The organism is Micromonospora sp. NPDC006431 (genome assembly GCF_042870725.1).
Taxonomy (GTDB): domain Bacteria; phylum Actinomycetota; class Actinomycetes; order Mycobacteriales; family Micromonosporaceae; genus Micromonospora.
Genome location: NZ_JBIAHQ010000001.1, coordinates 669432 through 684080, shown reverse-complemented (window position 1 = coordinate 684080; position 14649 = coordinate 669432). Strand labels below are relative to the sequence as shown.

Below are 14649 nucleotides of genomic sequence, written 5' to 3'. Positions count from 1 at the left end.
GAGTCGTTCTCCACAGGTGGTGCGGCGCGGGCCGATCAGATGGGCCAGGATGGAGACATGCCGCTGTCCTCCCGCTCCGGCCGGTCCCTCCTCGGGCGGACCGTCGGCACCGGCATCCGTGCCACCCGCCTGCTGCTCCGCGGCTCGCTGCACGGCGGACGGTGGATGACCCGGCGGGCCGGCTCGGCCCGGGCGCGCAGCGCCGGCAACGAGATGGGCATGGTCCGCCTCTTCGACCTGCACGCCCTCTCCTGCGCGGGGGACACGCTGATCGCCATCGGCCTGGCCGGGACGATCTTCTTCGACGTGCCGCTCGGCGAGGCGCGGAACAAGGTCGCCCTCTACCTGCTGGTGACCATGGTGCCGTTCGCCATGCTCGCCCCGGTGGTCGGGCCGCTGCTGGACCACTTCCGACACGGCCGCCGGTACGCCCTGGCGACCACCATGCTCGGCCGGGCCTTCCTCGCCTGGCTACTCTCCGACTACCTCGGCAGTTTCGGGCTCTACCCGGCGGCGTTCGGCGTGCTCGCCCTCTCCCGGGCCTACGGGGTGGCCCGCTCGGCGGCCGTACCCCGGCTGCTGCCCGAGGGGCTGGGGCTGTCCCAGGTGGGCGCCCGGGCGAGCGTCTACGGGACGGTGGCGGGCGGCCTGGTCGCCCCGCTCGGGCTGGCCACGTTCTGGTTCGGGGCGCAGTGGCCGCTCCGGGTGGCCTCGCTGATCTTCCTGGTCGGCATGGTGATCGCGTTGCGCCTGCCGCCGCGGGCGGACTCGGAGCCGCCGGAGCGGGTGCCGCAGCCGTTCCGGGCACTGCGCCGCCGGGACGGAGAGCGACCACTGGGTCGGGGCCGCCCGGCCGGCCGCCTGGTGATCGCCACCCTGATCGGCGCCGCCGCACTGCGCGGGGTGTACGGCTTCCTGCTGCTCTTCCTGGCGTTCGCCATCAAGGCCGGCGACCTGACCACCAACTTCTTCGGCCGGGACCTGGGCGCCCAGGGTGCGCTGGGCCTGGTCGGCGGCGCGCTGGCGGTGGGCACCTTCCTGGCCACTGCGGTCGGCACCCGGCTGCGCATCCACCGGCCGGCCGCGATCCAGTCCAGCGGCACGATCGTCGTGGCCGGGGTGGCGGTGCTGGCCGCGCTGAAGTTCTCGCTGCCGCTGGTGGCGCTGCTCTGCCTGGTCGCCTCGCTGATGAGCGGGATCGCCAAGCTCGCGGTCGACGCGTCGATCCAGGAGCGGATCCCGGAGCGGCTGCGGGCCAGCTCCTTCGCCCACTCGGAGACCGCGCTCATGCTCGCCTTCGTGGCCGGCGGCGGGCTCGGGCTGGTCCCCTTCACCGGCCGGGTCGGGGTCGCGGTGGCCGCCGGCGTGGCGGCGCTGGTGGCCGCGCGCGGCGTGCTGGTGGCCAGCCGGCTGCGTAACGAACGCCTGGTCGGCCGGCCGCTCGGGGACGAGGAGCTGGCCGCCGAGCCGGCCGAGCCGGCGGAGGGGGTGGCCGACTCCGCGCCCACCTCGCCGGCCCCCGCCCACGCCGCCACGCCCGCCCCGGCCGACGACGACGGGCTCGCGCCGCCCGGGTTCCACATCTACCGCCCGTCCTCCTCCCCGGTCGGCGGGCCGGGCGGGGCCGAGGAGGAGAACCGACAGGGTCCGCGAGGGCCGGTAGCGTGAGCGAACGGAGCGAGCGAACCATTCGGCTCAGCAGCGTGGCGCCTCGCGCCGCCGCCGTGCGGAGCGAGGCGGCGGCGTGAGCGGGCTGCTGGTGGTGACCGCCGTACCCGCCGAGGCGGAGGCGATCCGCGCCGGGCTGGCCGACCCGACGGTCACGGTCACCCCGGTCGGGGTGGGCCCGGCCGTCGCCGGGGCCGCCACCGCCCGGCTGCTGGCGCTCGCCGAGGCGGCCGGGCGGCCGTACCGGGCGGTGGTCAGCGCGGGCATCGCCGGCGGATTCGTCGACCGGGTGGAGATCGGCGGCGCCGTGCTGGCGACCCGCAGCGTCGCGGCCGACCTGGGCGCCGAGTCACCGGAGGGCTTCCTCCCGATCGAGGAGCTGGGCATGTCGGCGGAGCTGCTCGGCGTCGGGAGTGGCATACCCGCCGACCCGGAGCTGCTGGGTGCTCTGCGTACGGCCCTGCCGCAGGCCGCCGTCGGCGTGGTGCTCACGGTCAGCACGGTGACCGGCACGGCCGCCAGCACGGCCGCCCTCGCCGCCCGGCACCCCGACGCGGTGGCCGAGGCCATGGAGGGGTACGGCGTCGCCGTCGCCGCCGCCCAGGCCGGCCTGCCCTTCGCCGAGCTGCGCACGGTCTCCAACCCGATCGGGCCCCGGGACCGAGGCTCGTGGCGGATGCGGGAGGCGTTCGCCGCCCTCACCGCGGCGGCGGCCGCCCTGCGTTGACCGGCCGCTCCAGCCGCAACGCGGCCGGCCGGCTCGCCTCCAGCTCAAACCCGCACCCGAGCAGGAAGCTGATGCCGGGCTCCTGGGTCAGCGCCCGCACCACCCCGATGCCGGCCCTCGGCAACTCCCCGACGAGCGCCTCCAACAGCCGACGGCCGATCCCGAGCCGACGGTGCCGGGCGGCGACGAGCAGCCCGTCCAGGATGATCTCCCGTTCCCCCGGGCGTTCCTCGCCGCCCCAGTAGAGATGCGGGCTCTGCTCGTGCGCCCGAAGCTCCCCGACCAGGTCACCGCCGGGCAACTCGGCGACGAACCGCCAGGAGGTGGTCGTCAGGGTCCCGGTCACCCGCCGGACCGTCACCGATCCGCGCACCCATTCCGCCTCGCGCCGCCGATCCCGGTACTCCCGGTTCATCTCGTACGTCGCCGGTGGCAGCGGCAGCGGCCACTTCTCCGGCGGCAGGTTGTACCACTCCGCCCACCATGCCCCGGGCCACTCCTTCGGCTCGCGGACCTCCCACACGTCGAGGTGGGCCGGATACCGGCGCCCGGCCTGGTCGCGCAGCTCATCGTGCGGCACCGGCGCTGGCGGCTGGCGTGGTTCGGCGGGTCCGGCGTCCGTGGAGTCGCCGGATGTCGGGTCGTGGCAGGAGAACCGGACTTCACCCCCGGCGGCACTGATCAACCGCTCCACCGTCCGGTACCGGGGGTCGATGGCCCGGCCGGACTCGATCCGCGCGACCGTGGCCTGAGGCACGCGTGCCCGAGCGGCCAGTTCGCGCTGGCTCAGGTCGGCCTGCCGCCGCAGCCGGCGTAGCAGATCGCCCAGGTCTATGCCCGGCTCGGTCGAAGAATGCGACTCCACCACACCCGAAATGTGCCCCAGCCTCACGCGCCCTTTCAACAGCGCACACCCGCCTGTGGATAACCCTGTGGACATCCGCTTCTTGACGTGGCGAGGTGTGGATAGCGAAGCGCTTTGGAGCTGAGTCGCTGGTGATATCACGGGCGCGCCACCCAGCCGGAGCCGGAAGCGCGCGCCGCCCAGCCGGAGCCGGAAGCGCGCGCCGCCCAGCCGGAGCCGGAAGCGCGCGCCGCCCAGCCATAGCTGAAGAGGGGGCGACGACCACCCGTGAATCGTCTGCGATGTCAGCTCCAAAGCGAGCAGCGAGTCTTGTCTCCGCCGGCGCGAGGCACCGCCCGGTTCCGGTCAGGCCACGTCGAAGGACGGCACACCGCTGCGGCGTCACGGTGGCGGGACCGGGGTGGCGGGTGGTCCGCGGCGCGGAGTTACGGTGGGGGCGTGACGCTCTCCCTGGCGATCTCCCCGTGCCCCAACGACACCTTCGTCTTCGACGCCCTGGTGCACGGCCGGGTGCCGGGCGCGCCGCCCGTCGAGGTGACCTACGCCGACGTGGACGTGACCAACACGGCCGCCGAACGCGGGGCGTTCGACCTGGTGAAGGTGAGCTACGCGGCGCTGCCCTGGCTGCTCGACGACTACCACCTGCTGCCCTGCGGCGGCGCGCTGGGCCGGGGCTGCGGCCCGCTGGTGCTCACCCGCGGCGACCGGACCGACCTCACCGGCGCGACGGTCGCGGTGCCGGGCGAGCGGACCACGGCGTACCTGCTGTTCCGGCTCTGGTCGGCGGAACGGCCGCCGGCGCGGATCGAGGTGGTGCCGTTCCACGAGATCATGCCGGGCGTCGCCGCCGGCCGGTACGACGCCGGCCTGGTGATCCACGAGGCCCGGTTCACGTACCCCCGGCACGGGCTGACCGCCCTGGTCGACCTCGGCGAGTGGTGGGAGGGCGACAGCGGCCTGCCGATCCCGCTCGGCGCGATCCTGGCCCGCAAGGGCGCGGTCGACCCGGCCGAGGCCGCCGCCTGGATCCGCGAGTCGGTCCGCCAGGCCTGGGCCGACCCGGAGGCCAGCCGGGAGTACGTCCTCTCCCACGCGCAGGAGATGGAGCCCGACGTGGTGGACCGACACATCGCCCTCTACGTCAACGAGTTCACCGCCGACCTGGGTGAGGCCGGCTTCGCCGCCGTCGAGGCGCTGCTGGGTCGGGCCGCCGACGCCGGGCTCGTCCCTCAGACCTCCAGCTCGCGCGCCACCGCGTGGACCAGCTGAGCGATCTTCTGCGCGGCCTTCCGGTCCGGGAAACGACCCCGGCGCAGGTCCGGCTGGACCTTCGCCTCCAGCACCTTGATCATGTCTTCGACCAGGCCGTGCAGCTCCTCGGCCGGCCGGCGGCGCAGCTCCGCCACGGACGGCGGCGCCTCCAGCAGCTTCACGCCCATGGCCTGCGCGCCCCGGCGGCTGTCGACCACGCTGAAATCGACCCGCTGGCCACCCTTGAGGTCGGCGACGCCGGCCGGTAGCGCGCCCTTGGGCAGGAACACGTCGCCACCCTCGTCACTGGTGACAAAGCCGTATCCCTTGGCCGCGTCATACCACTTCACTCGACCCGTCGGCACCTGACAACCCCTGCTTCGCTCGAGACAACTACCCCTTCAAGGCTAGCCGGATGATCCGGTCCAGCGCCGCCGGGAATCCGGTGAGATCATCCAGCACCACGTGGGCACCCGCGTCCCCCAGTTCGTCCCCCGAGCAGGGCCCGGTTGTCACTCCCACGCCCGGGATTCCCGCGGCCTGCGCGGCTGCCATGTCGGCGACGTGATCCCCGACGTAGAGAGTCGCACCGTGCTCCCGCAGCGCGGTCGCCTTCTGCTCGGCGAAGAGGTCCCCGGCCAGCTCGTCGACGGCCAGCCCGAGGTGATCCAGGTGCAGCTTCGCCAGCCGGCCGATCTTCGAGGTCACCACCATCACCCGGCCCCCGCGCGCGTGCACCGCGTCGATCGCGGCCTCCGCGCCGGGCATCGGCAGCGTCGGCGTGATCGCGTACGCCGGGTAGAGCTCGCGATAGGCCACCACCGCCTCCTCCACCCGCTCCGGCGGGAACCAGTGGGCGATTTCGGTACGCAGCGGCGGGCCGAGCCGGGACACCGCCAGGTCCGCGTCAACGGGCACGCCGGTCAGCGCGGTCAACGCCAGGTAGGCGGCGGCGATGCCGGGGCGCGAGTCGACCAGGGTCATGTCGAGGTCGAAGCCGACCATCAGTGGAGGCATGCCGCGAACCTACCCGGCCGCCGAGCCGAGCCGGACGTCCGAGGGGCGGGAGGCCCCCCGGCCGGGCTAGCGTGGAACGACGATGACCACCTCACTCGCCGACCAGCTGCGGACGCTCTCCGACGAGTCCCTGGCCGCCCTCCTCCGGCTGCGGCCGGACCTCGTCGTACCGGTGCCGGCCGACGTCTCCGCCCTCGCCATCCGCGCCCAGTCGCGGGTATCCGTGGCCCGGGCCCTCGACGGGCTGGACCAGTTCACCCTCCTGATCCTGGACGCCGCCCGGCTCACCCGGCACCCCGAGAAGGGCGGCACCAGCACCGAGGAGATCCTGGCGCTGGCCACCGCCGGCCCGCACCCGCCCGCCCCGACCGCCGTCCGGAGCGCGGTGGACCGGCTCCGCGCGCTCTTCCTGCTGTACGGCCCCGAGCACGACCTGCACGTGGTCGGCGGCGTCGACGAGGTGTCGCCGTACCCGGCGGGGCTGGGCCGACCGGCGTCGGAGCTGGACCCGCGGGCGGCGGCCGTGTGCACCGATCCGGCGAAGCTGCGGCGGACGCTGCTGGCCGCGCCGCCCTCGGCCCGGGCGATCCTGGACCGGCTGGCCGCCGGCCCGCCGGTCGGCACCGTGCCCCCGGGCGCGCTGGCGGCCCCCGCCACCGGCACCGAGGACGTGCTCCCGCCGGACCTGGTCAACGGCGGCGCGCCGACCGGCTCCCCGATCCGCTGGCTGGTCGAGCACCGGCTGCTGGTTCGGATGTCCGGCGGCAAGGGCGGCGCCGGCACGGTCGAGCTGCCCCGCGAGGTGGGGCTGCTGCTGCGCCGGGACAGCGGCCCGCTCGGCCCGCTACGGACCAGCCCACCGGTGGTGGCCAGCCCGCCGCGGGAGGCGAAGGCCGTGGACTCCGCCGGGGCCGGGCAGACCATGGAGGTGGTACGCCAGACCGAGGCGCTGCTGGAGAGCCTGGCCGCCGAGCCGGCCCCGGTGCTGCGCTCCGGCGGCGTCGGCGTGCGTGACCTGCGCCGGCTGGCCCGCGGGCTCGGGCTGGACGACCAGACTACGGCCCTGCTCTTCGAGGTGGCGTACGCGGCCGGGCTGGTCGGTGAGCTGGACCTGACCGGTGCCGCCACCACCCGGTACGGCGGCGACCAGCAGATCCTGCCGACCGGCGGGTACGAGGTGTGGCGGGCCGGCTCCCTGGCCCAGCGCTGGGAGCAGCTGGCCCGGGCCTGGCTGACCATGACCCGCCAGGTGGGCCTGGTCGGCCAGCGGGACGACCGGGACCGGCCGATCTCGGTGCTCTCCGCCGAGGCGGAGCGGGCCGGCGCGCCGGCCGCCCGGCACGCGGTGCTCGCCACCCTGGCCGACCTGGCCCCGGCGACCGCCCCGACCCCGGACGAGGTGCTGGAGCTTCTGGACTGGCGGGCGCCCCGGCGGGCCCGGGGCCGGGAGGCCGCGCACCGGGAGGTGCTGGCCGAGGCGGCCCAGCTCGGGGTGACCGGGCTCGGCGCGCTCACCTCGTACGGGCGGCTGTTGCTGGCCGACGTGACCGAGGCCGACGAACGGGCGGACGACCCGCTCGGGCTGCTCTCCGAGGCCGAGTCGGGCGAGCCGTCCACCGCCGTACGCTCGCTGGACGCACTGCTCCCCGCCCCGGTCGACCACTTCCTCGTGCAGGCCGACCTGACCGTGGTGGTGCCCGGCCCGCCCGACCCGGCGCTCGCCGGCGAACTGGACGCCGTGGCCGAGCACGAGTCGGCCGGCGGCGCGAGCGTGCACCGGGTCACCACGGCCAGTGTCCGGCGGGCCCTGGACGCCGGCTACTCCGCCGACGACCTGCACGCGCTCTTCCGCCGCCGGTCGCGCACCCCGGTGCCGCAGGGCCTGAGCTACCTGGTGGACGACGTCGCGCGCAAGCACGGCGGGCTGCGGGTCGGCTCGGCCGGTGGGTACGTGCGCAGCGACGACGAGGCACTGCTCACCGAGGTGCTGTCCGACAAGCGGCTGGAGGCGCTGGCGTTCCGCCGGCTGGCTCCGACGGTGCTCGCCACCCCGTACCAGGTGGGGCGGATGCTGACCGCGCTGCGCGACGCCGGGTACGCGCCGGTGCCGGAGGACGCCAGCGGCGCGACGGTGCTCGCCCGGCCGAAGACCCGTCGGGCGCCGGCCCGGATGCCGGCCGCCACCCACAGCCTGGACCCGCTGGCGGCGCCCCGGCTGCCCATGCCCCGACTGCTCGGGGTGGTGGAGCAGATCCGGCGGGGCGAGGCGGCGGCGCGGGCGGCCCGGCGGGCGCCGGCGGTGGTCCGGGGCGGCGCGGCGCGTACGGGTCCGGCGCCGGCGCACAGCCACAGCGACGCGCTGGCCGTGCTCCAGCAGGCGGTACGCGACAAGGCGCTGGTCTGGGTCGGTTACGTCGACGCGCACGGGGCGACCGCGTCCCGCCTGGTCCGGCCGGTGTCGATCGGCGCGGGCTACCTGCGCGCCGAGGACGAGCGCACGGAGATGCTGCACACGTTCGCCCTGCACCGGATCACCGCGGCGGTGCGGGAGGACTGAGCGGGCCGGGGCTCGGCCCGAGCCCGCTCAACGCCCGTTGCGGCGGATCGTGCCGATCACCGACACCGTGAGCAGCAGGCCGAACGCCGCGCCGGCCGACTCGCCGACCGAGTCGACGAAGCCCTGGCGCTGCACCAGCAGACCGAAGAAGAACCAGCCGACCACGCCGACGGCGGCGGCCGCATACCCGACCAGGGCCGCCGGGGAGACTTCGTCCCCCGTCGCCCGGTCGTCCTCGGGGAGCACCTCGTGATCGACCGTCATCGTCAGCCCCTCCCGCCCCGCCGGACCCGATTTCCAGGGTGGCACCGGAATCGGCCGCCGAACAGGGGAGAAAACCCTCATTCCACCCAGGGAGGGTCAGGGGTACGGGCGGCCGGGCCTGCTCAGGTGCCGGAACGGTGACCGAAGACGACCACCCGGGTGCCGATTGAGCCCAGCTCCCAGAGCCGCACCGCGTCCTGGTGCAGCAGGTTCACGCAGCCGTGCGAACCGATCGACCCGTTGTGCAGGTACGTGGTGGTCTCGTGGAAGCCGATGCCACCGTTGAACTGCTGCCAGTACGGCAGCCACACCTCGTACGGGTTGGACCACTCCTTCAGGTTCCGCCCGCCCACCCGGTAGGTGCCGGTCGGGGTGGCGTACCCGCTCATGCCGGTGCGGGTGACCGTCGGACCCATCACCACCTTGCCGCCCCGCATCGCCCAGACCGTCTGCCGGGTCAGGTCAACGCAGAAGGTGAGGCCGGAGCCGGCCCGGCAACGGTGTACGTCGGTGGTGGCCAGGCGGCGCGCCACGTCGTAGGTGGTGGCGCCGGCGCGACCGGCGGCGGGGCTGATCCCGTACCGGCGCTGGAACTTCTTGATCGCGGCGCAGTCGGCGGCCGACTGCTGCCCGTCCACGGTCACCGTCCCGAACCCACCCAGCTTGGCCAGGTACGTCTCCACCTCCCGCTGGCGCTCGCCCTGCGGGCAGACCGGCTTCGGCGTGGCGCTCGGTTTCGGCTTCGTCGACCGGCTGGGCTTCGGCGTGGCCGTCCGGCTCGGCGACACCGACGGGGACGGCGACGGCTGGCCAGGTGTCGGTGCGTGCGCGCTCGCCCCCGATGCCTTCTCCGTCACGGCGACGGGTGCCGGAGCCGCGGCCCCGGATCCGTCGTCGCCCTGCGGATCGAGCGCGCACGCACCGACGCCGACCAGCACGACCGCCGCCAGGCTGACGACCCGGGCAGCGAACCGGACACGCTTCATGGGCCCTCCCCCTGGCAAGGCGTTCCCTTCCTAGACGTACGAGACGGATGTCCCGTTGCCTTCTCGGCGTGACTTTTTTCGGACACCTCCGGGCGTGCAACACTGGATGGTCCGCCTTCGGCAGGTCAGCGTCGTGCGGGCGAGGAGATCCCGGCAAGCGAAAGGACGCTGGCGTGAGCGGTGGACCACTGATCGTGCAGTCGGACAAGACCCTGCTGCTGGAGATCGACCACCCAGACGCGCAGGCGTGCCGGATGGCCATCGCGCCCTTCGCCGAGCTGGAGCGCTCTCCCGAGCACGTGCACACCTACCGGCTCACCCCGCTGGGCCTGTGGAACGCCCGGGCCGCCGGCCACGACGCCGAGGGCGTGGTGGACGCCCTGATCAAATACAGCCGCTACCCCGTGCCACACGCGCTGCTGGTCGACGTGGCCGAGACGATGGACCGGTACGGCCGGCTCCAACTCGTCAACGACCCGGTGCACGGCCTGGTGCTGCGCGCGCTGGACCGGGTGGTGCTGATCGAGGTCGCCAAGAGCAAGAAGCTGGCCGGGATGCTCGGTGCGAAGCTCGACGACGACACCATCGCGGTGCACCCGTCCGAGCGGGGCCGGCTCAAGCAGGCGCTGCTCAAGCTCGGCTGGCCGGCCGAGGACCTGGCCGGTTACGTCGACGGCGAGGCGCACCCGATCGAGCTGGCCGAGGCCGGCAAGGACGGCGGGAAGCCGTGGACGTTGCGGTCGTACCAGCGGGAGGCCGTGGAGGCGTTCTGGGCCGGCGGGTCCGGCGTGGTGGTGCTCCCCTGCGGCGCCGGCAAGACGCTGGTCGGGGCGGCGGCGATGGCCGAGGCGCAGGCGACCACGCTGATCCTGGTCACCAACACGGTCGCCGGCCGGCAGTGGAAGCGGGAGTTGATCGCCCGGACCTCGCTCACCGAGGACGAGATCGGCGAGTACTCGGGCGAGCGCAAGGAGATCCGCCCGGTCACCATCGCCACCTACCAGGTGCTCACCTCGCGCCGCAAGGGCGCCTTCACACACCTGGACCTGTTCGGCGCCCGCGACTGGGGTCTGGTCATCTACGACGAGGTGCACCTACTGCCCGCGCCGATCTTCCGGTTCACCGCGGACCTTCAGGCCCGCCGCCGGCTCGGCCTGACGGCGACGCTGGTCCGCGAGGACGGCCGCGAGGGCGACGTGTTCAGCCTGATCGGACCCAAGCGGTACGACGCGCCGTGGAAGGACATCGAGGCGCAGGGCTGGATCGCCCCGGCCGAGTGCACCGAGGTACGGGTCACCCTGACCGACGCGGAGCGGATGGCGTACGCGACGGCGGAGGCCGAGGAGCGCTACCGGATGGCCGCGACCGCCCGGACCAAGCTGCCGGTCGTTCGCGCGCTGGTCGACCGGCACCCGGACGAGCAGGTCCTGGTCATCGGCGGGTACATCGACCAGCTGCACCAGCTCGGCGAATACCTGGACGCGCCGATCGTGCAGGGCTCGACCACCAACAAGGAGCGGGAGCGGCTGTTCGACGCCTTCCGCTCGGGTGAGGTGCGCACGCTCGTCATCTCGAAGGTCGGCAACTTCTCCATCGACCTGCCCGAGGCGGCGGTGGCGATCCAGGTGTCCGGCACGTTCGGCTCCCGGCAGGAGGAGGCGCAGCGCCTCGGCCGGGTGCTGCGACCGAAGGCCGACGGCCGGCAGGCGCACTTCTACACCGTGGTCTCCCGGGACACCATCGACACCGAGTACGCCGCCCACCGCCAGCGCTTCCTCGCCGAGCAGGGGTACGCGTACACCATCGTGGACGCCGACGACGTCCTCGGCCCGTCGCTGCCCTCCTTCGACTGACCCGTTCTCGCTCGCCTCGGGCCCACCGTGCCGGGAGCGAGGGTGCCTCGTGCCCGCTATGGAGTTGATGTCGTAAACGACTCACCCGCCTGCGCTTCCCCTGCTCGGCGACGAACACGTCCTTGCCGGCGCGGCACCCCCGGAACCGGTCATTTCGCTCGGGCAGGCCGGGAGGCGGCGCAGGCCGACGCCGACGAATGGCCGCTGTCACGCCGGGTACGCGGGCTGGGTCAGCGAAGGATCAGGCCGGTAGCCGCCCGCGCCAGTGCCACGATCGGCCCATTGTTCGGCGCGGAATCGCCATGGCCGATCCGACGTACGCGGGAAGAGAGGTGCGCGATGAGGGACCGAATCTTCAAAGGGTTGAAGCGGAAGGCAAATTCGATCATGGTGCGCCGGCGGCGCAGGGACTCCATAATCACCAAGCGGGGCCGCTCCAGAAGGCCCGGCAGGCTCTTTCAGTGAGGGCGCCTCCCGCCCGGCACCAGGTCGATTGAGGACCCGACATCCTCGAGCCGAAGCCGAAGGTGGACTGAGGCGCTGACCGCCCGCCCGATGCCGGATGGCATCACGGGCTGATGCCAGAGCATATGCGCTCCGTATAGCGTGGCGTTTCACAGCCACCTATATTGAGGAGGATGCGCGTATGCGTACCTCGGTATCAGGGCGTCTTTCCGCGGGCCGCACCCGGCACGCCGGAGCGCTGCTCGCGGCCGGTCTGCTGGTCCTCGGCACCGCGCTGCCGCAGGCCGCGCAGGCCGCCAGTCCCAGCGAGGTGAAACTGAGGTCGGACGGTCCGGCCTCGTACTGGGCCGGCACGGTCCGCAGCGACGGGCCCGGCACCCGGCAGATCCCCGAGTGCCGGACGGTCCACTGCGACAAGCTGCGACTCACGCTCGCCCTACCGCCCGGCACCTGGACCCGCCCCGGCGGGGTGCAGGTGGCGATCCGGTGGGACGGCGCCACCGAAGGTGGCCTCGGCCTCTTCGTCTACCGGGGCCAGACGCTGGTGGCGAAGTCCACCGCCGGCGTCGGCACCGCCCAGTCGGTCATCATCCCGGCCGCCCGCAACGGCTCCTACGACGTGTACGTCTCGTACGGGGTCACCTTCGGCGCGGTGGACCCGGACCCGGTCATCGCCTACCAGGGTCTGGCCGAGGTCGAGTACCGGCCGACGGTCCAGCCGGTACGCGACCTGCTGCCCGACCTCAAGTCGCTGCCGCAGGAGAACGTCACGTACGACAACCCGGGCACCATCTTCGGGGATACCGCCGAGCCGGGGCAGTCGTGTTTCGACAGCGAGCGCAGCGAGCAGGGCGCCCGCCAGTGCCTCCGGTTCGACCAGGTGCTGCAGAACGCCGGGACCGGCCCGGTGGAGCTGCACTACTCCCGCCAGTCGAGCGTCTTGCAGGACGAGGATGTGTGGCAGCGGGTCTACCGGTCCGACTCGACCTGGCAGGACCTGTCGGCCGGGCAGGTGGAGTTCCACCCGATCCACGGGCACTACCACTTCAAGGGGTTCGCGCAGTCCGAACTGTGGCTGGCCGATGGTGCGGGCAGGGTCATCGGCAGCGCGCCGGCGGCTGTCGCGGACAAGGTCAGCTTCTGCATCGCCGACACCGACCTGGTCGGCTGGGGCACCAAGGGGGACGCGTCGCTGTCGTACCCGGCACCCGCCTGCCTGGACCCGAAGTCGACCAGCGGCGGCCGGGACTACTTCGACATGGGCATGTCGCCGGGCTGGGCGGACCGCTACAACTGGTACCTCCCGGACCAGATGATCGACACGTACGGGCTGGCGGACGGGACGTACGTCCTGTTCACGACGGTGGACCCGGACGGCAAGCTCAGCGAGTCCGACGAGACGAACAACTGCTCGTCGGTGATCGTGGAGCTGTCCGGGCTGGCGACCAGCCAGCCGCAGGCGCAGTTGCGCGGCGTCGGCCCAGCCTGCCCCTGATGACACCGCCTTTGCGGGCCTGACCCACACACCACATCGCCGATGTGGCGGCATCCAGCCCGCCTCGATACCGCCACATCGCCGATGCGGAGCCGATCATGACGCGGCCTCGGCGGCGGTCACGGGTGGCGGCGCAGGTAGCGGGCGCGGCGGCCGACGTCGCGGAATCCGAGCCGCCGGTACAGGGCCGCGGCCGGGTTGTTGTCGTTGACGCAGAGCCACGCTTCCCGGCCACCGTCCCCGGCCAGCGACCGCAGCGCGGTCGCCACCAGGTACGCCCCGACCCGTCGCTGCCGCCAGCCGGGCACGACGCCCACCTGGTCGATCCAGTTGTCGATGACGTTGAGGAAGCCGACGGCGGTACCGTCGGGACCGCGCGCGATGAGCGACAGGTCCGGTCGGTACTCGTCGTCGTCCCGCAGGTCGCCCAGCCAGTCCTCGACGGTGGGTGCGCCGAAGCCGGGTCGGTCGGCGAAGGACGCCCGGTAGGTCTCGAAGAGTTCGGGGCCGATATCCCAGGTCACCGGCTCGGTGGTCACGCCGTCGGGGCGCGCGACCGCCGGCAGGGCGGTGAGGTCGTGCCGCAGCACCCACTCGGTGAAGGTCAGCTCGAAGCCGCGCGCCGTGAAGAGAGCGTCCCCGCCCGGGCTCCAGGACTCGGTGATCAGCAGCAGGTCCGCGTCGCCGGCCTGCTCGTCCGCCCAGCTCAGCAGCCGGCCGCCGAGGCCCCGCCCCCGCCAGGCCGGATGCACCAGGCCGGTGCTGGTGGCCGGCTGCCCGCCGGTGCCGACGCCGACGGCCGCGATCAGGCCGCCGTCGTGCCAGCCGCCGAGGGTACGGGTCTGGAGCAGCCGCGCCCGCAGCAGCGGAGGGCGGGCGAACAGCGGCAGCCCACCGTCAACGGCCAGGCAAGCCTCGGCCAGTTCCGTCAGCGCGTCGAGGTGTTCCTCGCCGAACTCATTCCAGGTCAGCGCGTCCCCGCCCAGTTCCGCCATGATCCTCTGCCCCTTCGTTTGTCGCCGACCGCACGACGCCCGGTGGGCAAGTAGGCATCCCGGCCCGCGCCACTGTCAACGAGTTTCCGTCGGGCCGGCGCGCTGCCCCGCACGGCGACCGGGACAGGTGGCCAGACCGGTCAGGAATCGAGAAGCCCAGGTCACCGAGCCGCAGTTAGCGTGACCCGCCATGGATGTCCCGCCCCGGCAGGTGCCGGGGGCGGGGTTGCTCGTCTTCCGAGGAGGTCCCGTTGAACTGGAACAAGTGGGTCCGGCAGATCCACCGCTGGCTGGCCATCGTCTTCACGGTGACGGTCATCGTCACCTTCGTCGCACTGGCGCAGGAGGAGCCCATCGTCTGGGTGTCCTACGTGCCGCTGCTCCCGCTCTTCCTGCTCCTGTTCACCGGCCTGTACCTGTTCGTGCTGCCCTATGCCGCCAAATGGCGTACCGCTCGGCGCACCAGGGCCGAAAGGTAGTGCGCAGAGCACCCGGGTGACCTCCTC

General features: G+C 73.5%; 14 protein-coding genes. 7 read left to right on the top strand and 7 right to left on the bottom strand.

Going from position 1 to position 14649, the window contains the following annotated elements:
* The first annotated feature begins 57 nt into the window (after positions 1–57).
* Both ACFYM6_RS03340 and ACFYM6_RS03335 read left to right on the top strand, forming a co-directional pair.
* Positions 58–1668, top strand: coding sequence for an MFS transporter (locus tag ACFYM6_RS03340; protein ID WP_387271751.1), 1611 nt, complete (start codon positions 58–60; stop codon positions 1666–1668).
* A 76-nt stretch (positions 1669–1744) separates the two neighbouring features.
* Positions 1745–2395 (top strand): futalosine hydrolase, encoded by a 651-nt coding sequence (locus tag ACFYM6_RS03335; RefSeq protein ID WP_387271749.1) that lies wholly within the window; start codon positions 1745–1747, stop codon positions 2393–2395.
* Here ACFYM6_RS03335 and ACFYM6_RS03330 read toward each other — a convergent pair.
* Positions 2367–3260 carry a GNAT family N-acetyltransferase gene (locus ACFYM6_RS03330; RefSeq protein WP_387271747.1) on the bottom strand — a complete coding sequence of 298 codons (894 nt, stop codon included), beginning with the start codon at positions 3258–3260 and terminating at the stop codon, positions 2367–2369. The two genes, ACFYM6_RS03335 and ACFYM6_RS03330, sit on opposite strands and share 29 nt — an antisense overlap.
* A 438-nt stretch (positions 3261–3698) precedes the next feature.
* Between ACFYM6_RS03330 and ACFYM6_RS03325 the strand changes: the two genes are divergently transcribed.
* On the top strand, positions 3699–4529 hold the full coding sequence (locus tag ACFYM6_RS03325; protein ID WP_387271745.1) for a 1,4-dihydroxy-6-naphthoate synthase: 831 nt from the start codon (positions 3699–3701) through the stop codon (positions 4527–4529).
* On the opposite strand, the gene ACFYM6_RS03320 is transcribed toward ACFYM6_RS03325, so the two are convergent.
* Positions 4490–4876 (bottom strand): cold-shock protein, encoded by a 387-nt coding sequence (locus tag ACFYM6_RS03320; protein ID WP_073826071.1) that lies wholly within the window; start codon positions 4874–4876, stop codon positions 4490–4492. The two genes, ACFYM6_RS03325 and ACFYM6_RS03320, sit on opposite strands and share 40 nt — an antisense overlap.
* A 28-nt stretch (positions 4877–4904) precedes the next feature.
* The gene (locus ACFYM6_RS03315) at positions 4905–5528 is read right to left on the bottom strand and encodes an HAD family hydrolase (protein WP_387271743.1); all 624 of its coding nucleotides are present in this window, start codon (positions 5526–5528) and stop codon (positions 4905–4907) included.
* 82 nt (positions 5529–5610) lie between these two features.
* Between ACFYM6_RS03315 and ACFYM6_RS03310 the strand changes: the two genes are divergently transcribed.
* On the top strand, positions 5611–8085 hold the full coding sequence (locus ACFYM6_RS03310) for a helicase-associated domain-containing protein (RefSeq protein WP_387271741.1): 2475 nt from the start codon (positions 5611–5613) through the stop codon (positions 8083–8085).
* Positions 8086–8112: 27 nt separating this feature from the next.
* Here the strand turns inward: ACFYM6_RS03310 and ACFYM6_RS03305 are convergent, their stop codons facing one another.
* Both ACFYM6_RS03305 and ACFYM6_RS03300 read right to left on the bottom strand, forming a co-directional pair.
* On the bottom strand, positions 8113–8349 hold the full coding sequence (locus tag ACFYM6_RS03305; protein ID WP_387271739.1) for a hypothetical protein: 237 nt from the start codon (positions 8347–8349) through the stop codon (positions 8113–8115).
* 122 nt (positions 8350–8471) lie between these two features.
* Positions 8472–9335, bottom strand: coding sequence for a L,D-transpeptidase family protein (locus tag ACFYM6_RS03300; protein ID WP_387271737.1), 864 nt, complete (start codon positions 9333–9335; stop codon positions 8472–8474).
* A 173-nt stretch (positions 9336–9508) separates the two neighbouring features.
* Between ACFYM6_RS03300 and ACFYM6_RS03295 the strand changes: the two genes are divergently transcribed.
* Positions 9509–11188 carry a DNA repair helicase XPB gene (locus ACFYM6_RS03295; protein WP_387271735.1) on the top strand — a complete coding sequence of 560 codons (1680 nt, stop codon included), beginning with the start codon at positions 9509–9511 and terminating at the stop codon, positions 11186–11188.
* A 230-nt stretch (positions 11189–11418) separates the two neighbouring features.
* Here ACFYM6_RS03295 and ACFYM6_RS03290 read toward each other — a convergent pair whose 3' ends face one another.
* Positions 11419–11604, bottom strand: a complete 186-nt coding sequence (locus ACFYM6_RS03290; RefSeq protein ID WP_387271733.1) for a hypothetical protein — start codon at positions 11602–11604, stop codon at positions 11419–11421.
* 230 nt (positions 11605–11834) lie between these two features.
* On the opposite strand from ACFYM6_RS03290, the gene ACFYM6_RS03285 reads away from it, so the two are divergent.
* Positions 11835–13148 (top strand): lysyl oxidase family protein, encoded by a 1314-nt coding sequence (locus tag ACFYM6_RS03285; protein ID WP_387271731.1) that lies wholly within the window; start codon positions 11835–11837, stop codon positions 13146–13148.
* A 119-nt stretch (positions 13149–13267) separates the two neighbouring features.
* Here the strand turns inward: ACFYM6_RS03285 and ACFYM6_RS03280 are convergent, their stop codons facing one another.
* Entirely contained in the window at positions 13268–14143 is an 876-nt protein-coding gene (locus tag ACFYM6_RS03280) for a GNAT family N-acetyltransferase (protein WP_387271729.1), read from the bottom strand.
* A gap of 251 nt (positions 14144–14394) precedes the next feature.
* Between ACFYM6_RS03280 and ACFYM6_RS03275 the strand changes: the two genes are divergently transcribed.
* On the top strand, positions 14395–14622 hold the full coding sequence (locus ACFYM6_RS03275) for a hypothetical protein (protein WP_387271727.1): 228 nt from the start codon (positions 14395–14397) through the stop codon (positions 14620–14622).
* The last annotated feature ends 27 nt before the right edge of the window (positions 14623–14649 follow it).